Annotated in this window: 15 protein-coding genes; 9 read left to right on the top strand and 6 right to left on the bottom strand. The window is 52.8% G+C overall.

The window, feature by feature from the left end; genetic code table 11:
• Positions 1-23: 23 nt before the first annotated feature.
• The 6 genes from FHD02_RS20215 to FHD02_RS20190 all read right to left on the bottom strand — a co-directional run bounded on the left by FHD02_RS20215 (position 24) and on the right by FHD02_RS20190 (position 9,307).
• Positions 24-419: an Imm10 family immunity protein gene (locus FHD02_RS20215; RefSeq protein WP_220394269.1), complete on the bottom strand. Its 396-nt coding sequence runs from the start codon at positions 417-419 to the stop codon at positions 24-26.
• A 78-nt stretch (positions 420-497) separates the two neighbouring features.
• The gene (locus FHD02_RS20210; protein WP_220394268.1) at positions 498-932 is read right to left on the bottom strand and encodes an SMI1/KNR4 family protein; all 435 of its coding nucleotides are present in this window, start codon (positions 930-932) and stop codon (positions 498-500) included.
• The gene (locus FHD02_RS20205; RefSeq protein WP_220394267.1) at positions 929-5,380 is read right to left on the bottom strand and encodes a PAAR-like domain-containing protein; all 4,452 of its coding nucleotides are present in this window, start codon (positions 5,378-5,380) and stop codon (positions 929-931) included. The genes FHD02_RS20210 and FHD02_RS20205 overlap by 4 nt, the downstream gene beginning before the upstream one ends.
• Before the next feature lie 2 nt (positions 5,381-5,382).
• Positions 5,383-6,564, bottom strand: coding sequence for a DUF2169 domain-containing protein (locus FHD02_RS20200; RefSeq protein ID WP_220394266.1), 1,182 nt, complete (start codon positions 6,562-6,564; stop codon positions 5,383-5,385).
• Positions 6,565-6,574: 10 nt separating this feature from the next.
• Positions 6,575-8,569, bottom strand: coding sequence for a type VI secretion system tip protein VgrG (gene tssI, locus FHD02_RS20195; RefSeq protein WP_220394265.1), 1,995 nt, complete (start codon positions 8,567-8,569; stop codon positions 6,575-6,577).
• Positions 8,570-8,788: 219 nt separating this feature from the next.
• Positions 8,789-9,307: an Hcp family type VI secretion system effector gene (locus tag FHD02_RS20190; RefSeq protein WP_220394264.1), complete on the bottom strand. Its 519-nt coding sequence runs from the start codon at positions 9,305-9,307 to the stop codon at positions 8,789-8,791.
• A 632-nt stretch (positions 9,308-9,939) separates the two neighbouring features.
• Here FHD02_RS20190 and tssB point away from each other — a divergent pair.
• Genes tssB through icmH form a run of 9 tightly spaced genes read left to right on the top strand, consistent with a single transcriptional unit; the run spans position 9,940 to position 19,108 of the window.
• Positions 9,940-10,437, top strand: a complete 498-nt coding sequence (gene tssB / locus FHD02_RS20185; RefSeq protein WP_220394263.1) for a type VI secretion system contractile sheath small subunit — start codon at positions 9,940-9,942, stop codon at positions 10,435-10,437.
• Between the two features lie 20 nt (positions 10,438-10,457).
• Positions 10,458-11,933, top strand: coding sequence for a type VI secretion system contractile sheath large subunit (gene tssC / locus FHD02_RS20180; protein WP_220394262.1), 1,476 nt, complete (start codon positions 10,458-10,460; stop codon positions 11,931-11,933).
• Positions 11,934-11,938: 5 nt separating this feature from the next.
• Entirely contained in the window at positions 11,939-12,364 is a 426-nt protein-coding gene (gene tssE / locus FHD02_RS20175; protein ID WP_220394261.1) for a type VI secretion system baseplate subunit TssE, read from the top strand.
• Positions 12,365-12,368: 4 nt separating this feature from the next.
• Positions 12,369-14,201 (top strand): type VI secretion system baseplate subunit TssF, encoded by a 1,833-nt coding sequence (gene tssF / locus FHD02_RS20170; RefSeq protein WP_220394260.1) that lies wholly within the window; start codon positions 12,369-12,371, stop codon positions 14,199-14,201.
• On the top strand, positions 14,168-15,202 hold the full coding sequence (gene tssG / locus FHD02_RS20165; protein ID WP_220394259.1) for a type VI secretion system baseplate subunit TssG: 1,035 nt from the start codon (positions 14,168-14,170) through the stop codon (positions 15,200-15,202). The genes tssF and tssG overlap by 34 nt, the downstream gene beginning before the upstream one ends.
• A 16-nt stretch (positions 15,203-15,218) precedes the next feature.
• Positions 15,219-16,496, top strand: coding sequence for a type VI secretion system-associated FHA domain protein TagH (gene tagH, locus FHD02_RS20160; RefSeq protein WP_255597443.1), 1,278 nt, complete (start codon positions 15,219-15,221; stop codon positions 16,494-16,496).
• Positions 16,493-17,011 carry a type VI secretion system lipoprotein TssJ gene (gene tssJ, locus FHD02_RS20155; protein WP_220394257.1) on the top strand — a complete coding sequence of 173 codons (519 nt, stop codon included), beginning with the start codon at positions 16,493-16,495 and terminating at the stop codon, positions 17,009-17,011. Before tagH ends, tssJ begins: the two co-directional genes overlap by 4 nt.
• Positions 17,012-17,013: 2 nt before the next feature.
• Positions 17,014-18,357 (top strand): type VI secretion system baseplate subunit TssK, encoded by a 1,344-nt coding sequence (gene tssK / locus FHD02_RS20150; RefSeq protein WP_220394256.1) that lies wholly within the window; start codon positions 17,014-17,016, stop codon positions 18,355-18,357.
• A 4-nt stretch (positions 18,358-18,361) separates the two neighbouring features.
• Positions 18,362-19,108: a type IVB secretion system protein IcmH/DotU gene (icmH, locus tag FHD02_RS20145; RefSeq protein ID WP_039591374.1), complete on the top strand. Its 747-nt coding sequence runs from the start codon at positions 18,362-18,364 to the stop codon at positions 19,106-19,108.
• Positions 19,109-19,111 lie beyond the last annotated feature (3 nt).

Here is a 19,111-nt window from a genome sequence, read left to right as displayed (position 1 = left end):
AGGCGGGTGAGTCAATTGGCTGGTCATGTATTAGTTATCTCAATTACAACAGTACTCTGAGAAAAAATATTCTGAATATACTCAATCAATAATTGAAATTTTTCTTTCGAGACATCTATCTTGATATGAATTTTATGTGCTTTGATTTTCTCCATCTTATCACTTTTGATATTAATCAATAGTTGGTTTTTATTTAGCTCTAATTTACTAATTGCATTAGATACTTCGGCATCAAAGAAATGCCCCTGAAATCCAATGGATTCATCAATGCTCTCATCTATATCAATAAATTGTGAAATTATGATGTAATGTTCTGGTTCATTAGGATCATCACCAATGCCAATAACTGGGACATCATCTTCAGTATAACAATTTATGAAATTAGCAGAGAACCTAACAACTGATTCCATATCACTCATGTTTATCTCCTCTTACCGGCAGTCCATATTCCCAGCATTCACCTTCCGGGGTTCCAGTCTGGTAAGCGAGTCCGATATTTACAAAAAATTATTAGCGCCAACCCCATAGATTAGCAATTCAGTTAATGACGGTGAGATAAACTCTGCATCATTAATATCTAAGTCACCAAATCCTACTTGATACAACCCATAGCCATTATGACCTGATACATATAAGATAACCTTACCCCCTTCATCATCACCTATAGCCAATGAATTTGGAATATATTTTTGAATATTGTAAGCATCATTCATCTCCATACAACCCGGAGCCCCCCAAATTCGTATATAGGATTCGCCCATTACAAGGATTTCAGCTTCTGTCATTTGAGATACAAAGACAATGTACTCATTAGGAATAGTGATATCCTTAAAGTGATTTTTCATTTTGTTTATATCATCGTTACTTGAAGCTGGTTTATATACATCAAGGCGAAATTTATCATTTAGTTTAAAGAATGTTATGTTAGTCATATCGTTATCTTCGTATAATCAATTTTCAACTTGTCAAGCATTTTATATTGCTGATTAAGTATCTTACTAATTGTTGTATCATCAAAACCTGCATTACGGAAGTCAGTGACAATATTCAATAATTCGTCTTGTAAAGATGATGACCATTTACATTTCCCTTGCGCAACTCGAGCATCTCGCCGAGCGTTTTGTGCATTTGAAATTTCTGTATGTGGTAATCCTTTACCAGTTTCTATTGTTACAGTTGGTGCTAACTTAGGATCGTAGCCTGGTAAATTGTGCTTTGACCATTCTTGCTGCAAACCATGATGTGACTGTAGTCTGCCACCATTCGAACCTGTACCTTTAGGTTTTGGTAATGAACCGCTATGAGTTTTGTTGAAGGTAACATCGGGACTCAACCCTAAAAAATCAACATATTTTAGTGTGTTACCGACATAATTATAAGGATTTACACCACCGAGCAACCCTATCGGGTCGGCACACAGATATTGCCCTGTGTCGCAATCATAGTACCGGAAGCGGTTATAGTACAGCCCTGACTCCGTATCCTCATACTGCCCCGGAAAGCGCAGTCTGCATGAGAGGTTATCGTCATTTGCTGCTTCTTCCCGGCCCCAGAGCTGTTGTTTGCCCTGCCAGACAATGGTGCCGTCTTCGGTCAGCAGCTCCTGAATACGGCCAACCGTATCCGTTACTGCATAATGCAACTGGCCTTTCTCATAACGCGCCAGTGGCGTAAAGCTCCCCGGCTCGTATATCCATCGAATGGTGTTTTCGTCGTCTGGTGTGCCATCGGTGTTAACCGGGATTTCTTCCGTCAACTGGTCGCCATTCCAGTGGAAGTCCGTACCGGGTTTGTCGCGATTGGTACAGCGTTTACTGATACGTCTGCCGAACGGGTCATATTTATATTCCCAGCGCTCGCCCTCCGGTGTCTCCAGCCCTGTCAACTGACTTCTGGCGTCCCAGCGGTAGCGCCACTGAAGAGGGCGGTAGCCGCCTTTATCAACCAGCTTCTCCACCAGACGACCGTTAATATCGTATTTCCAGGTGATACCGTGCGCATTGACCACCCGGACAAATTTCCCTTCCTCCGGCATTCCGGTGTCCGGGTTAATCCGGTGTGTTGAGTGTTGCCATTCTTTGTGCTCCCGCGACACCACCCGGCCATGCTGTTGCTGCTGATGTGTCTCGCTCTCCAGTACCTCATTTACCCACGTCTGGCGGCGGGTGATATTGAGGTTACTGTCGTAGATGAAGCGCTCCTCACGCATCTGTGTGTTGCCGCTGCCCGTCCAGGTGGCGTGGCTTATCTGGTCGTTTGCCGTCACGCTGTTGACCATCGTGCCGCGCAGTGAGTCCGATATCATCGTCAGGTTATACGCATGGTCATACAGCCACTGACGTTGCAGGTCTTTGTTCCTGGCCTGCGGCTCTGTCTGGCTGCCCGCGCGCTGCGTGGTCAGCATCCCCGTCTGCGTGTAGCCCTGTGTCTGGTAAAACCCGGTTTCGCTTTTTCTCGCTATTTCCTCGCCGCGCAGGTCATATTCAAAGAGCAGCGGCGCATGGTCCGCTATCTGCCACGAGGTCAGTTCGCCCATTAACCCACGGATAAAGCGTTCGGTAATACCTGCGGTGGTACGCAGCGCCACCGTGTCCAGTTCAGCGTCGTGGCCGTATTCCGTCCGTCTGCCATTAATGGTTTCAGCTGTTAACCGGCTGGCGTCATCGTATTCATAGGTGACGGTGGCATCGTTATTTTTCGCCTCCACCAGACGACACAGTGTGTCATACCGGGAGGTGGTGGCACTGAGGATGCGGTCACTGTCGCCCTGCGTGACTTCTTCATCCGTCACCTGGTCGGTCACGTTATAGCGGCGGTTCAGATGTGTACCGTCCGGGAAGGTGGTGCGGATACAGCGCCCGGCAGCATCATAGCCGTAGGTCAGCGTGCGCCCGGTAAAATCAGTTTCGGCGACAAGCTGTCCGGCTTTGTCATACGTCAGTCGGTAACTTTCGCCTTCAGCGTTGATGATCTCGGTCAGGCGGGTGAGCTTATCGTAGCGGCATTCCAGCCGTTCGCCATCGGGGCGGACCACCGCAGTCAGCAGGTCAAATGCGCCATACTCATAGCGGGTGGTTTTGCCTTCGCCATCGGTGAAGCTCTCCGGCAGCTTCTCGCTGTTCTGGCGCATCAGCTCGCGCACGCCATCCGGGCGGCTGATTTCTTCCACGCTGCCCAGCGGCCCCGCATGGGCTTTACTGTGACGGAACTGTGTGGTGAAGCCCAGCGGGTCTTTGACGCTCAGCAGACGTCTCAGGATATCCTGTTCGAGCTGCGTCACACCGCCATCCGGCGCGACAGCTTCCCTGACCTGATGCAGCGCATCGTGGCTCCAGCGCCAGGTAGCCCCGTTCGGCATGATGCGCGCCAGCAAATCACCCAGTTCGCTGTAGCTGAACTGCTGTTGTCGCCCCTGCGGGTCGGTCAGGCAGACCATACTGCCGTGGTCGTCGTAAGCCCACTGCCAGACCTGATTACCCGGTAGCGTCAGCCGTGTTAACTGCCCGGCTTCGTTATAGTCATAACTCAGACTATAGCCACCCGGCAGGGATACACGGCTTATCTCACCTTCATTATTGTAGTCATACGCCGTGGTGCGCCCAAGCGCGTCGGTGCGGGACTGAAGTTTCATCCCTTCCCATACAGAGACTTCTTCCCGTCCCAGCGGGTCGGTAATGCTGGTGACAAGGTTATCTTCGTTATACCGGTAAAGTTTTTGTCCTCCCTCTGCATCAAGATAGGTGGTACAGCGTTCTTCATCGTTATAGATAAAACGGTCGTTATAGTATCCTTCCGGTGTGGAGACTTCCGTCACCCGCCCTGCGTTATCGTAGCAATAGCTGACCTGTGTTTTATCCGTATCCCGCCAGCGGGTCATCAGCCCTTCAGGCGTATACTCATGCCAGAGATGGGTAAACTGGAAGGTGTCACACTCTGCCAGAAAGCCATTGTCATCGTATTTACAGGACACCAGGCGCTGACGCTGCGGTGTCACCAGGTCAATGCTCAGCAGTTGTTGTTGCTGCCAGTCGAGGGTAAGTGTATAACCGTCGCTGTGGTGGATTTCTGTCAGCAGACTGTCCCGGCGGTGGAAATCAATCCGGTTGCCGTAACTGTCGTGAAGGGCTGACAGCAGGTATATGCCATGGTCTGTTGAGGTAAAAATACGTGTCTGCTGTGAGCTGCGGTCAAAAACAGCCAGCTCGCCGCGCATGTCACCGGACAGCCGATAATTGCCCGCCCGGAAATTTACGGCATTGTGGAAAAGTCCATCCTGTGGAATGGTGAAATAAAGTATCACTCCATCGTGGTCAGTGAAGTGCAGATTCTCGCCATGAACTACCAGCGAACAGGACCATTCATCCGTCCATTTCGGGCCAAATATGCCTGTTTCTTTTGCCTGTGAGCGATAGAAACGTGAAAGCGTCAGCGGCAGGGAGCCAGGCAAACTCAATACGCTGAGTTGCTGGATCAGAGAACCCGTTACCACATCCACCGGGTCACTGGCGCAAAATATTTCTTTCAGTTTGTCGCCCGGATGTTCTAGAAACTCCTTCCAGCCCTTGACTATTCCTCCCATTTTTTTCGCAGCCGCTTCCCTGGCCGCCTTTGCTGCTTCCTTAGCGGCTTTCGCTGCCGCCTTCGCTGCAAGTTTAGCTGCCTTCGCGGCCTCCTTTGCCGCTTTAGCCGCTGCCTTTGCCGACATTTTTCCGGCGGCTTTTGCTCCTTTTACCGCCATCGATGCGGCCTTCGCCGCATCCCCGACGCCCGGCACCGCCGCCGCCAGCGACATCGCCGCCTCAGCGTAATTTCCTCGGGCTGCGCTGATGCCCGCGTTTGCCAAGTCTGCCAGACTACCCACCACCGGAATAAATCCTGCGATATCCAGCCCCGTCTGCACCCAGTCCAGCCAGCCGCTGCCTTCTTCCTCTTCTTCTTCCTCCGTCTCAGGCTCATCCGGTGGGTCAGCCTCATCTGCCGGAACCCCGCCCGGTGGCGGCTGGCCAACTATCAGACCAATGGTGTTTCGGCTGTTCATCCAGAACTCATCGTTATGCCGCAGCATGGGTTTGCCGCCAAAGAATACCGTCTCACTGTGCCCCAGTGGTTCGCACACATCACCGACTGTACCGCTGCTCACGCCTTTTGCCGCCCCCGGCGAATCGCCGATGGTCTGCGGGATTTTGCTCTGGTCCAGCACCACTGCCGGGCAGCCGTTTAGCTTCACTGACGCTACCACCATCACCGCCGTACCCATATTCGCCGTGACAGGGTAGGGGACGGGCGGGGTGGAATCGCCGCGTGGCGTTTTACACACATCCGGTTTGGTGCTGACAACTTTCCAGTCGCCGTTCTGACGTGCGGTATAGTTATCGGCCATCCTTATGCACTCCTTGTCCGGTATCTTGCTTCCAGCACCCGTACTGGTGGTGTGTTACCTGGCAGCAGAAAACGCCAGGTCAGTGCCACGGTCAGCGTGTCAGTATTGATTTCCAGTGTGTCCAGCAACATCGGCAACGGTAAACGGTGTCCGCTCATGGCGCGGATCAGCAGGCGTGCCTGGTGTGCTGGCAGGGAGAAGCGAATATCGCCCTCCGGGCGGAACCCAGTTAGCACAAACTCGCCGCCGGGCAGCGGAAAGGGGATGCGCTGGTCATCCGGGGCGCAGTTCCAGTAATTGAAATCAAAATCATCCGGCAGGTCAGGATGCTGTGTTTCCAGCCATTCCTGGTCATAGGTTCCCGCCAGCGGCAGACGCGGCAACCAGGCACGGCCTATCGCGCCAAACCCCGCAGGCTGGTATTCCGGGGCAAACCAGTCGCCATGCCCGTTAAGGCAGTCAGTAAACTGTTTAAGGGTGAATGGACCGTCCACTGCAATAATGCGGGGTGCTTCCACTTCCCGGAGTTCACAGGCCCGCAGATACCATGCCTGCGAATACCCCAACCCCAGTGGATTGACCGGACAGGCCATATGCGCCAGCGGCGGGTTGTCCGGTTCAGGGTGTTCGCGCCGCTGTTCGTCGGTAAGACGGTATTCTTCCGGGATGCGGGCAGCATAGTCGCTGTCGGCTTCGATGCGGCATTCGCCGCCAAAGGCATAATGGTAGTTCAGCGGCAGGGAGGTGAACGGCTCTGGCTCGGTTTCGTACCATTGACCTGTTAGCGGCTGTTGTCGGTAAAAATGTGGGCCGGTTATCCGCAGCTTTTTATCTATCAGCACCTCACCTGTCGATGAGCGCATCAGTAAACCCGCCGTCATCTCCGGCACGGCAATGCCATCCGGCGTGTACACTGTGCCGTTCACAATGATGTCACAGGCGGGTTTCAGGGGAGCCAGGTCGCTTTCACGCAGCACCGGGGATTTGTTGATTTCTCCGGAATATTCATCTTCCACACATAAGGGCAGCACCGGGTTTTCCATCAGTTGTGCCAGCCACTGGCCTTCGGCATCCTGTATCAGCCGGAAGCCTGTTTTCATGGCGACCACACAATGACGCTCGTTGTGTTTGTCATCCATTGCGTATTGCATCACTGAGAAAGGCGTCAGGTTACGAAATTCCATTTTTCACGCCTTAGTTGATGAACACGTCTTTGCCTTTGATACGGGCTGGCCCGGTGGCAATAAATTCAAACTCTGTGCCTGTGATAGTCACTTTTCCGCCGCTTTCCAGCGTGATGGCACTGGCACCGCATATCAGTTCGATTTTGTCTCCGGATTTAACGAGCGTTTCGTGGTCCACATCGAGTTTATAGTTCTTTTCCACCTTCACTTTTTGGGACTTTTTCACGGTCTCAATATCTTCGCCAGTGATGATTGTCTTCTGATCTCCCCCAACGTTTTTCTCGCGTTTTTCTTTTACGTTAACAGTCTGATTATTCAGTACGGTAATCGTCTGATCGTTGGCAACAGTTACTGTCTGGTCATGCCCGCCTTCTTTCTTGCTGCCCACATTGACCGTCTGTCCGACACCGACTGTGACCGTCTGGTTATTCTTTACCGTTTCGTTATGGTCGTGATTAACCGTAGTGGTTTTGTCATTCAGCACCTCTGTTTGCATGTCCTTCTGGGCATGCATATAGATTTGCTCTTTTGCAGTGGCATCTTCAAAACGCAGTTCATTGAAACCCTCGCCTTTGTAAGTTTTTGAGCGAATGGTCATCTGCGTTTTTGTGCCTGGGAGGTCACCGGGAGAACGATTATCCTGGTGATAGGTGCGTCCCATAATGATGGGCTGATCCGGGTCACCGTTGAGGAAATCCACGATAACTTCCTGCCCGACGCGTGGGATAGCCAGATTGCCGAATCCTGACCCCGCCCATGCCTGTGATACCCGTACCCAGCAGGAGCTGTCTTCACTGCTTTTAGGGCGGTTTCTGTCCCAGTGAAATTTCACACGAACCCGACCGTGTTCATCGCAGAATATTTCTTCTCCCTCAGGGCCGGTTACAATAGCGCTTTGTGGTCCATCGACTTTGGGTTTGGGTAAGGGATAAGGGCGCCAGGTTCGGTTTGCAGGTATCGTTTCAAAACGATTAAAGAGTGACGTTCCTGCTTCTTTGCTGCCATGCAGTGCTTGTGGTTGATGTCCTACCAGCGTACTACTGACTATCTGCCACTTCTGGTTCATGGCTTCCTGTGGGTGCCCGGTAAGAGTAAAGACTGTTCCTGGCCAGAGTTCTGGTGAGTTACTTATTCCGGAAGCCTTTTCGGCATTGTTTCGTAACCCATCCAACTGGTAGCGGGTAAAATCCTGACCATGCTGTTCATCCTTAAATCGCCCTGGATAGTCAAAGATTTCATATTGGTTAAACTGATTATTGAGGTTTTCAGCCTGTTGCTGATATTTTCCCTCCCATCCCGGCACTTTGAAAGTGTAATCCTTGCTAAGAATAGATGAAGGGCGAACATTGGCTTCATAATTGAAAACATTGATGTAACTTTCATCCGCTGCCGTTTTGCTGTTTGGGTTGAAAGGTATAATCGCATTGGTTTTTGCCAGGCGCGAAGCATCATCACATAACGTCAGCTTTTGATCTGCTCCGTTTGGCGAAAATTTATCGTAAAAGAAGATACCTTCTTCTGACCACAGTCGGGTTAAAAACGCCAGGTCCGACTCGCCGTACTGTACGCAGAATTCCCTGGGTGGATGAGAGGATTTAAATGCAGGTTCCCATTCAGTGACGCCATTTTCATTCAACAGCGTTGAGGTGATAGCTTTGATATCCTGTTGCTGAAAGATACGAAAGTTCTGTCTTAGATCACTCCGCCATAGTGGTGGATGAATGCGCAAATTGTACCGCATTTGCCAGTTGTTGTTTTCTGCTATCCCGAAGCTGGCAATGACACCACAAACCGTATGTATAGCTTTTGGCCCTTGCCAGATTTTAAGGATAGCTTTCTTCTCCAGAAGATTTTTGGCTTCAAGCTTAAATCGGTCGCTTGCGACGTTTACATCCAGTAAAAATGGTAATGATAACTTCTTGATTAAGTGAAACTTTACGACAGCAAACGCATCTGCTGCTTGTCCGTCCACCTGTAACGTAAAACGTAGACCTTGTAATGACATATATGACCTCCCTGATGTTCACAGGAAAACAGACAAACTGCCGATAATGGCAATGAAACTACAGTGTTACACTTTTCTTCAGTCACGCTACCGCCGAAGTTTCCGGCATCTGCCATCTCCCGTATGAAAAATGTAACTCGGTGCTGATACTGCTTTTTTGTGGCTAATGACTTTAAAAACAGCACTCTGCCATGACGGCAGAGTGCTGCTGGTTTTAGCTTATGCTTCCAGTGGTGCGCGCCAGTCGTCAGCACCGGAGGTACCTGCTGAGACGTGTTCCCACTCGATTTTGCGGTAAGCCAGAGAGACTTTTACCAGTTGAGTGAATTCACGTTTTTCCGCGTCCTGGCAGTGCGGCATGTGACAGTCGATATCCACAATGGTGGAGTCGGTCAGGCGGGTGGTGAAGAAATGTTCCTGCTTACCTTCCACGGAGGTGCGATACCAGTGCAGTTCGGTGGTTGGCAGCATTTCTCCGGAAGCCAGTGCGTTGTACAGCAGTGGAACTGCTTTGTTCAGCGCCACGGTGAAGATAAACGGCTTGTGTGCACGCTGGCCTGATGGCTGGCCGGACTGAGGATCGGTCGGGACAGTGACGTTGTGGCTGAATTCCTGCACCAGCATCTCGTCTTCATGGCCCTGAACGTAGATATTGCCGACAGATTCAGCAGTAAATGCGCGATCGGTAATCAGTCCCTGAGTTTGTCCTTTAATTGAGATGTAACACGGTGTTGGCATTTCCTTAACTCCTTTGCATTATTTATATTTGTGCTAATTCCCATCAGCACGTTCAATGGTTCTTAACAAACACAAAAACATTGTTCACGGCAATGCTTTTGTGTTTGCCCCTGCGGAGTAGCATTCGTTGTGCTGTCGGTAAAAGTGATGGTGTATTTAAATTCATTGCTGATTGACTCCGGTGCAGTGTTTTTATTTTTATGCATAGGTTGCTCTTGAATTAATATTATTTAATTCATTTTTTCTTCTGTCCTGTAAAGTTAAAGCAACCATGTATTTATATTTGTGATGTAATCATTGTTCATATTCGCCATAATCATTTTGATTGAATGTTTTCTTATAAATTCAGTTAAAACATATGGTTGTGCTGCGATCTTTTGTCTGTGTTTCATCCTGTATATACCATATCCCAGATGAAATACCTGATTATGTGTCATTCGTCACGTCGGCGTGTATTATATGTCGAAGGTTCGAAAAATTGTTTTAAAATTTCATTCAGGGAGTATGATACTCCCTGATCGATGTTTTTGTCATGGCGGATTTTTATTTCCGTTGCTGGCTATTGTCTTTATGGATAATTCTACCATTAATGGTCTGAATAAATATCTATCATCATTTTATGGAATATATACATGAGCAATCATAATGACGGAAGTATAGCGCCTAAGGAACGTATTAATGTCCGCTATGTTCCAAGGACGGATGGTCAGGCGGCTGAAGTTGAGCTCCCGCTGAGCCTGTTGGTTACCGGGGATTTACTGGGAAAGCCGGATGACACCCCTCTGGATGAACGCCAGCCAGTCGCTGTTGACCGAAATACATTAAACGCAGTACTGGCCCAGTCTGGCATTGAACGGAACGTTTCCGTGCCGTCGGTGCTTAGTGAAAAGGCTGACGCGCGTATGGATATCAGCCTGAAAGTCAATTCGATGGCCGATCTCTCGCCGGACAGCATCGCCAGCCAGGTGCCTGAGCTGAAAAAAATGCTGGAGCTGCGTGAGGCGCTGGTTGCCCTCAAAGGGCCGATGGGCAATATCCCGGCATTTCGCGCTCAGTTGCAGGCACTTCTGGATAACGAGGAAACCCGCGAACAGCTGATTCAGGAACTGGGTCTGGCCAGCCAGAAATAACTTTGCACAAGGATTTCACTATGTCTTTACAGGAAGAAGTTGCTCCCGTCAGTGCCGCGCCAGAGGCAGGAACATCATTGCTGGACAATATTATGGCACAAAGCCGTTTTCAGCCTGAGTCTGAAAGCTATGGTATTGCCCGTCAGGGCGTGACCGCATTTATCTCGGCCCTGCTGCAGAATGAAGCTGAGTCAGTCGACATTCTGGCGGTTAACGCCATGATTGCGGATATTGACGAGCGGACAAGTCGCCAGATGGATTTGATCCTTCACGACCCGGTGATTCAGGAACTGGAATCACTGCTGCGCTCCCTGAAATTGCTGGTTGAGCGTACCGATCCGCGCGAAAACATCAAAATTTACCTGCTGCATGCCACCAAAGAAGAGTTGCTGGACAACTTCGAATTCGCCCCGGAAATCACCCAGTCTGGTTTCTATAAGCACGTTTATTCAAGTGGTTACGGCCAGTTTGGCGGCGAGCCAGTGGCGGCAGTTATCGGTAATTATGCGTTCAAAAATAATGCGGCAGATCTGAAATTGCTGCAGTACGTCAGTGCGGTCAGCGCCATGGCGCATGCGCCGTTCCTGTCATCCGTTGCGCCGGAGTTTCTCGGCCTGGATTCCTGGACTGAGCTGCCGGGCATTAAAGATGTCGGTGCGATTTTTGAAGGTCCTGCCTATACCAAATGGCGCGCATTGCGCGAGTCAGAAGACTCCCGGTATCTCGGCCTCACTTCCCCACGTTTCCTGCTGCGTCAGCCGTATGCGCCGGGCGACAACCCGGTGAAAAGTTTCAATTACCGGGAAAATGTTGCCCACAGCCATGATGATTATTTGTGGGGGAATACGGCATTCCTGCTGGCTGCCAATATGGCTGACAGCTTTGCGAAGTACCGCTGGTGCCCGAATATCATCGGTCCGCAGAACGGTGGTGCAGTAAAAGATCTGCCGGTTCATCTGTATGACGCGATGGGACAGCTGCAGGCTAAAATTCCGACCGAGGTACTGATCACTGACCGTCGTGAATTTGAGCTGGCGGAAGAGGGGTTCATTACTCTGACCATGCGTAAGGGCAGTGATAACGCTGCCTTTTTCTCGGCTAATTCGGTACAGAAGCCAAAAGTATTCCCCAATACTCCGGAAGGCAAAGACGCGGAGACCAACTACAAGCTGGGCACCCAGCTACCGTATCTCTTTGTTATCAGCCGCCTGGCACACTACATCAAAGTTCTGCAGCGCGAACAGATTGGCTCCTGGAAAGAGCGTGGTGATCTGGAGCGCGAACTGAACACCTGGATCCGCCAGTATGTGGCCGATCAGGAAAATCCGCCAGCTGAAGTGCGCAGCCGTAAGCCGCTGCGTCAGGCGAAAATTGAAGTGCTGGATGTGGAAGGTGAACCGGGCTGGTATCAGGTGGCGCTCTCCGTGCGTCCGCATTTCAAATATATGGGCGCCAGTTTTGAACTGTCCCTCGTTGGCCGTCTCGACCGGGATTAATCACCATGACGGAACGGGATATCGGAATGCAGGGAAGTTTGTTTGAGCGGGTGGGGAATGCGGCCAGATCGTCGCGCCGCTTATCGTCACCTGGGCAGTTGTTACAGTCCATCAGACGAAACCTGGAAAACGTTCTGAATACCCGTTCCGGCAGTTGCTATGGTTCGCCGGAGCTGGGCATTCCTGATCTGAATGATGATGCGCTGGTCTCCAGTGATTTCCGTCAGGAAATTGGCCGGGGAATTCGTGACTGCATTCTCCGTTATGAGCCCCGACTCTTTGATGTGACGGTAGATGCCGATTCACCGGATGTCAGTGCTCCGCAGGAATTACGTTTTCATATTGTGGCGCAGGTGAGTTTTAACGATGCCAGAGATCTCCTGGAGTTTGAGATCCTGCTGGATAACCGCCAGCGCTACCGGGTGGAGTGACAAAATGGCTTTTGAGGAACGTTACTACCGGGAAGAGCTGGATTATCTGCGCCAGTTAGGCAAGTTGCTGGCAGAGGATAAACCTTATCTGGCCCGTTTTCTGGCGGAAAAGGAAGGCGATCCGGACGTGGAGCGTCTGCTGGAAGCTTTCGCTTTTCTGTCAGGGGGGCTGCGGCAAAAACTGGAAGATGAATTTCCGGAGTTTACCCATGGGATTATCCGGATGCTCTGGCCCAATTACCTGCGTCCGGTTCCATCGATGACGGTGGTTGAATACAGACCCGAAAACAACCTGAAAGCGCCAGTACAGGTTTCCCGTGAAGAACTGGTGACAACCCGTCCGAACATGAATGGGTCATCTGTACATAAAGGGGCATTAACTGACGGAGAAGATGCTTTTGTCCCAGCCTGTCATTTTACTCTTGCCCGGGATATGTGGCTGCAACCGCTGCAACTCCGTGATGTTCGTAATACCAGCACCCTCAAAGAAGGCATCATTGATGTTGATTTTTTTATGGATGCTGGTGTGTCTCCCCTGACTCTGGATTTTAATAAACTTACGTTCTGGCTGGGAAACGACGATGACTATACCCGCCATCAGCTCTACCTGTGGTTCAGTGAACGCCTGATGGATGCTGAATTGATTGTGGGTGAGCGTCGCATTGCGTTACCGGAACTGTGGCTGGAAGCTGCCGGGTTTGAACGTGAGGATGCGCTGCTGCCGTGGCCTAAAAATGTTCATAACGGCTATCGTGTTCTTCAGGAGTATTTCTGCTACCCGGAAAGCTTTTTTTTCTTTCATCTGCGGGATGTCGCGGCATTACCGGAAGATTTTCCTGCAGGTTCTTTTACATTGCGCCTGCATTTTAATCAGCCGTTGCCGGTGGATATCAAACTGCGCGAGAGTTCATTGCGGCTTTACTGCACACCTGCCGTCAACCTGTTTGTTCACCATGCCGAACCGGTCAGGCCGGATGGAAGTACGCCGCAATATCCGCTGAAAGCCAGCCATCAGCACCCGGATGCTTATGATATTTTCCGGGTTAAATCTGTGGCGGGCCAAAGCGCGGAGACAGATGAGCTCTCTGTAAAAGGGAACAAAACCCGGTTCTGGCCAGAGTTTGAAAGTTTCAATCACCAGCTTGAATACAGCCGCCAGCGTGAGGTGGTGTACTGGCACCACCGGACAAAAACGTCCCTGTTTCATCGTGGCCTTGAGCATGCCATCGCCTTTGTTCACGCCGATGGTAGGCTGCCTGAGCCGTCCATGCTGGAGGGCGAGGTCATTACCGCTTCGCTGGTCTGTACCAACCGGATGTTGCCTGCGGAATTGCACACTGGCGATATCTGCGTGGCCGTGGGGAAAAACCCGGCCGTAGCCAGCTTCAGCAACGTCACGCGCCCGACGCGGCCATTGTACCCGGTCACGGATGGCGATATGCACTGGTCACTGATTTCCAGTATGAACCTGAATTATCTCTCTCTCCTGGACCGTGATGCGCTGGTACAGATCCTGCGTACTTTCGATTTACCCGGCATCCATCATCCACAGCAGGCCCGGTTGTCACAGCAAAAACTGGACGCAATTGAGAAAATGGAAACTAAACCGGTGGATCGGTTGTTCAAAGGCGTCCCGGTAAGGGGGCTTGCGACCTCGTTGTGGATCAATCCGGCACCCTTTATCTGCGAGGGTGAGGTTTACCTGTTAGGTGTCGTGCTGTCTGAGTTCTTTGCCCTGTACGCCAGTATCAATTCATTCCACTGCCTGAAGATTATCAATACAGAAAGTCAGGAGGTCTGGGAATGGAAGAGTACCGGCCAGCACGCCCTGATGTGATATTTCCGGCAGATGTGCGCGGCATCAATTTCTATACCCTGCTGGAGTCGCTCTATCGTCGCTACGGTGAACCGGACAGTGAACCTTCTCTGCGTACCGAGCCGAAAGATGAGGTGGTGCTGTTTAAATCTGATGCCAGCATTGCGTTCCCTGGTAGTGATTTAACATCGCTCACGCGCAGAGATAACGGGCAGTTCACGCTGACCTCAACATTTCTCGGTTTTTCCGGCAGTCAGTCACCGTTACCGGGTTATTACCTGGATCAAATGGCCCGGGAGTCTGCGCAGAATGAAGAAGGGCTGAACGATTTTCTGGATCTGTTCAGCCATCGCTGGACGCAGTTTGCTTATCACGCCTGGCGTAAGTACCGCTACTACATCTGTTTTCGCAATGGCGGGACGGATGCATTTTCACAGCGCATGTATTCCCTTGTCGGGTTGGGTAACCGCAGTGCACGTGACAGGCTCGCCATCAACCACAGCAAAATGCTGGCCTATGCCGGAATACTGGCGACGCCGGGGCGTTCGCCGGACGTGGTATGCAATCTGGTTTCCCACTGTTTTGATTTGCCGGATGTCACGATTGAGAGCTGGCAACTTCGCAAAGTGGCGATCGAGCCGTCAGAGCAGAACCGGGTGGGGGTTCGTAATCCGAAGATACGAACCGACGGACATGTCGCCGGGCGCTCTGTGCTGGGCGTCAATTTCACACTCGGCGCGCGGGTACCGGATCGCAGCGGTAAATTCCTGCTGCGGATTAACGGCCTGGATATGGCGCGTTACCTGTCGTTTTTACCTGACGGGGATGATCATCAGGCGCTGAAAATGTTTATTTCGTTTCTGTTGCGTGACCAGCTTGCCTGGGATCTGCAATTGGGTCTGGCACCGGAGCAGGCCAGAAGGATGCAGCTGGGGGATAAATCGTGTTCCCGTCTGGGACGGACCTGTTTTATTGGCCAGCCGGTTACTTCGCCTTCCGTCACCCTCCACATCAGGGATTAATTTTATGGAGCAACAAATGACTGAGGAAAAACCACAGTCTTCCACGCTGTCGCTGACGCTACAGGTGATGAACGGCAATGAACTGGAAAGCGGTCGTGCCGCAAAATGCCTGTTTTCCGGTGACGGCGGCGAGATAGGCCATGCGGAAGGGTGCCACTGGCCGGTACAGGATCGGGCCGGTTCGGTTGCCGGGCGCGCCTGCGCCATTGTGCTGCATGACGGCGCTTTCTGCCTGCGCAGCCTGATGCCGGGGTTGATGATCAACCTGGCTCCGGTGGCCTCCGACGCCGGGCTGGTGCGCCTGCGTCAGGGGGATGAAATCAGTCTGGGCGCGCTGGCATTAAAAGTCTTTCTGCACGAAGGCAAACGTATCAGCTATGACGAGCAGATGGCGACACCGGAAAGCATTGTGATGCAGCGTGACGGTCTGGTGGAGGCACTGATTTCTACCGACGGCCAGCCGGAATATCCGGGGCTGCAGCAGCGTCACCAGCTGACGTCCACGGTGGTCAACAGCTTTTCCTCCGACCCTTTACAGGTGTTAGAGAGTGAAAGTCTGACCGCCGCACCGGCGGCTTACGGGCAGCAGACCGTGCCGTTGTCGGATCTGCAGGCCAACGGCGGGCTGGACACCTCTTTTATGGATCTGCCCCCGGTATATGCGGACCCGCGTGATGAAGATGAGTTTACTGCGGCGCAAACGGCGCAGAAACATCTGGCGGTAACGCCGCTGCTGCGTGGGCTGGGCAGTTCGCTCAGCGTGCACAATTCGCAGGACGCCGACGCCTTTCTGGAAGAGAGCGGACGCGCCCTGCAGGCCGCGATTCAGGGGCTGCTGGATTTACAGCACAGCCAGAACAGTCTGTCGGACAAACACCTGCGCCCGCTGGAAGATAACCCGCTGCGCCTGAATCTTGACTACGCCACGGCGCTGGAAGTGATGTTCGCCGAAGGCAAAAGTCCGGTGCATCTGGCGGCGCCTGCCGCCATTCGCGAGAGCCTGCGCAATGTCCGCCATCACGAAGAGGCCAACCGGGCGGCGATTGCCGAAGCGCTGCGGGTGATGCTGGAGGCGTTTTCGCCGCAGAGCCTGCTGCGCCGCTTTGTGCAGTATCGCCGCAGCCACGAGCTGCGCCGGGAGCTGGACGATGCCGGGGCATGGGCAATGTACCGCCATTATTACGCCGAACTGGCTTCGGACAGGCAGCAGGGATTTGCCATGCTGTTTAACGAAGTCTATGGCCAGGTGTATGACCGGGTATTGCGTGAGAAGCAGCGGGAACCGGAAGCATGAGACGCGTTTTTGTCATGCTGATGCTGGCGCTCAGCGTCAGTGGCTGCACGATGACCAAAAAGATCGGCCAGGTGATTGCCGATCCCGGTATTCAGGTTGGCGATCTGAAACAGCAGTCTTCTGGGGTAACCCTCACGCTGCTGACCGAGCCGGACAGCAACCTGAACGGCGAGGGCGATCCTGCCCCGGTTGATGTGCAACTGGTGTACCTGACCGATGACTCAAAATTTCAGGCAGCGGATTACGACCTGATGGCGTCCACACCGTTGCCGGAAGCGCTGGGGAAAAACTATCTCGACCACCAGGATTTTACCCTGTTGCCGGACACGCTCAAAACGCTGCCTGACGTGAGTCTGGATGCAAAAACACAGTTTATTGGCATCGTCGCTTACTTCTCCGACGACCAGGCCAGCGAATGGAAGCAAATCGTGCCGGTGGAAGGAACCGGGCATCACTACCGCCTGCTGGTGCACGTACGCCAGAACAGTATTGAAATGAAGACCGAGGACAAATAACGATGGCCACAATGAAAAACCGGGTACTCTGGCAGGAAGGGATGTTTGCGCTGCCCCAGCACTTTCAGCAGCAGCAGCGCCATAACGATGCGATGCTGTGCGAGCGGCTGGATGCGCTGGGTGATTTTGCCTGGGGATTTACCGGACTGTCGCTGAACACTGAACTGCTGGCGCAGGGCAAGGTGATGATCGACCGGGCGGGGGGCTGTCTGCCGGACGGCACCGTGTTCCGCATTCCTGAACAGGATCTGCTGCCGCTGCCATATCAGCCACGGGAACTCACCACACCGGAAAGCCACGATATTTATCTGGCGCTGCCGGTCGCCACCCATAACATCAGCGAAGTGCAGGGCATTCGCAGCGCGGGGCAGAGTTCGGAGCGCTACAGCGTGGTGCACACCGATGTCCGCGACGTACACAGCAATGACGGCGATATGCAGTCGCTGACGCTGGGCCAGCTGGGGCCGAAAATCGTCAGTGGCGCAGAGGATCTCAGCGCGATGGTGGTGCTGCCGCTGTGCCGTATCCGCAGTTTTCAGGCCGGTGGCGCGCTGGTACTGGATGATGATTTCATCCCGACCTGCCAGACGCTGCGCGTCAGCCCGGTACTAAACCGCTTTGTCGGTGACGTGCAGGGGCTGATCGCCACCCGCGCCGCCGATCTGGCGAAGCGTATTGGTTCGCCGGAGCAGAGCGGGATCGCCGACGTCGCCGAGTTTATGATGCTACAGATGCTTAACCGCTGGCAGATGCATTTTTCTCATCGGGCGCGTCTGCATACCCTGCACCCGGAAACCTTTTATCTGGATCTGGTCAGCCTGCTGGGCGAGCTGATGACCTTTACCGAAAACAGCCGTCTCCCCTGTGTCGTCGAGTCTTATGACCATCGCGATTTAACGCAGTCTTTTAAAACGGTGATCCCGGAGCTGCGTCGGGCGCTCAATATTGTCCTGCAACCCCGTGCGCAGAACCTGCCGCTGATCTTTACCGAAGGCGTCTATCTGGCCACGGTCAACGATCCGGGTCTGTTGCAGTCCGGTGTCTTTGTGCTGGCGGTTCGCGCCCGGATGCCGCATGCCCAGCTAATCCTCCAGTTTACCCAGCAGTCGAAAATCGCCGCCACCGACAAAATCCGCAATATGGTCAGCGTGCAGGTGCCGGGCATTCCGCTGCGCGCGCTGCCGGCGGCCCCCCGTCAGCTACCGTACCATGACGGCTATGTCTACTTTGAACTGGAGAAAGGCAGTTCCGCCTGGCAGGACGTGGTGAAGGCGGGCGCGCTGGCGATGCATATTTCCGGGACCTTCCCGGAGCTGGATATGCAGCTGTGGGCGATAAGAGGATAAGACGATGAGCGAATTCGTCCTGCCGTCTGAACCGGACTCCGGTCGCCAGTATCGCCTGGCGCTGCGCGGCAACAGCCTGAATCCGATGATCGATGCCGCCACGCCGCTGCTGGGGATGGTGATGCGTCTGTCAGGGATGAACAGCCTGAATATGCCGGAACACCTGTTTGCGCAGGTGGTGACCGACGTGCAGGCGGTGGAGCAACTGCTGCAGGAGCAGGGCTATGAGCCGGGCGTGATTGTGTCTTTTCGTTACATCCTCTGCACCTTTATTGATGAGGCGGCGCTCGGCAACGGCTGGTCAAACAAAAACGAGTGGATCAGGCAGTCGCTGCTGGTCCATTTCCACAACGAGGCCTGGGGCGGGGAAAAGGTGTTTATTCTGCTGGAACGCCTGATGCGTGAACCAAAACGCTACCAGGATCTGCTGGAGTTTTTATACCTCTGCTTTTCACTCGGTTTTCGCGGGCGCTACAAAGTGGCGCAGCAGAGTCAGGACGAGTTTGAACAGATATACCGCCGCCTGCACCACGTGCTGCGTCCATTGCGCGGCGATGCGCCGTTTCCGCTGCTGCACCAGAATCAGGTCGCGCAGGGGGGACGCTACCGGCTGATAAAACGCCTGACCGTCAGACACCTTCTGCTGGGCGGCATGGTTGTGCTCGCCCTGGTGTATCTGTTTTATCTGCTGCGCCTTGACGGCCAGACGCAGGACATTCTTCACCAGTTAAACCGGCTGCTTGCCAGGTAAGGA

This window comes from Citrobacter sp. EC_71 (assembly GCF_019584005.1).
Classification (GTDB): Bacteria; Pseudomonadota; Gammaproteobacteria; order Enterobacterales; family Enterobacteriaceae; genus Citrobacter; species Citrobacter werkmanii.
This window is presented reverse-complemented; position numbering and strand designations above follow the sequence as displayed.

Bases quoted from the DNA above. Each gene is read 5' to 3' on its own strand.
- tssG (WP_220394259.1), top strand. From the start codon at position 14,168: ATGGAAGAGTACCGGCCAGCACGCCCTGATGTGATATTTCCGGCAGAT.
- FHD02_RS20200 (WP_220394266.1), bottom strand. From the start codon at position 6,564: ATGGAATTTCGTAACCTGACGCCTTTCTCAGTGATGCAATACGCAATG.
- icmH (WP_039591374.1), top strand. From the start codon at position 18,362: ATGAGCGAATTCGTCCTGCCGTCTGAACCGGACTCCGGTCGCCAGTAT.
- tagH (WP_255597443.1), top strand. From the start codon at position 15,219: ATGACTGAGGAAAAACCACAGTCTTCCACGCTGTCGCTGACGCTACAG.
- FHD02_RS20215 (WP_220394269.1), bottom strand. From the start codon at position 419: ATGAGTGATATGGAATCAGTTGTTAGGTTCTCTGCTAATTTCATAAAT.
- tssF (WP_220394260.1), top strand. From the start codon at position 12,369: ATGGCTTTTGAGGAACGTTACTACCGGGAAGAGCTGGATTATCTGCGC.
- tssI (WP_220394265.1), bottom strand. From the start codon at position 8,569: ATGTCATTACAAGGTCTACGTTTTACGTTACAGGTGGACGGACAAGCA.
- tssC (WP_220394262.1), top strand. From the start codon at position 10,458: ATGTCTTTACAGGAAGAAGTTGCTCCCGTCAGTGCCGCGCCAGAGGCA.
- FHD02_RS20210 (WP_220394268.1), bottom strand. From the start codon at position 932: ATGACTAACATAACATTCTTTAAACTAAATGATAAATTTCGCCTTGAT.
- tssB (WP_220394263.1), top strand. From the start codon at position 9,940: ATGAGCAATCATAATGACGGAAGTATAGCGCCTAAGGAACGTATTAAT.
- tssJ (WP_220394257.1), top strand. From the start codon at position 16,493: ATGAGACGCGTTTTTGTCATGCTGATGCTGGCGCTCAGCGTCAGTGGC.
- FHD02_RS20205 (WP_220394267.1), bottom strand. From the start codon at position 5,380: ATGGCCGATAACTATACCGCACGTCAGAACGGCGACTGGAAAGTTGTC.
- tssE (WP_220394261.1), top strand. From the start codon at position 11,939: ATGACGGAACGGGATATCGGAATGCAGGGAAGTTTGTTTGAGCGGGTG.
- FHD02_RS20190 (WP_220394264.1), bottom strand. From the start codon at position 9,307: ATGCCAACACCGTGTTACATCTCAATTAAAGGACAAACTCAGGGACTG.
- tssK (WP_220394256.1), top strand. From the start codon at position 17,014: ATGGCCACAATGAAAAACCGGGTACTCTGGCAGGAAGGGATGTTTGCG.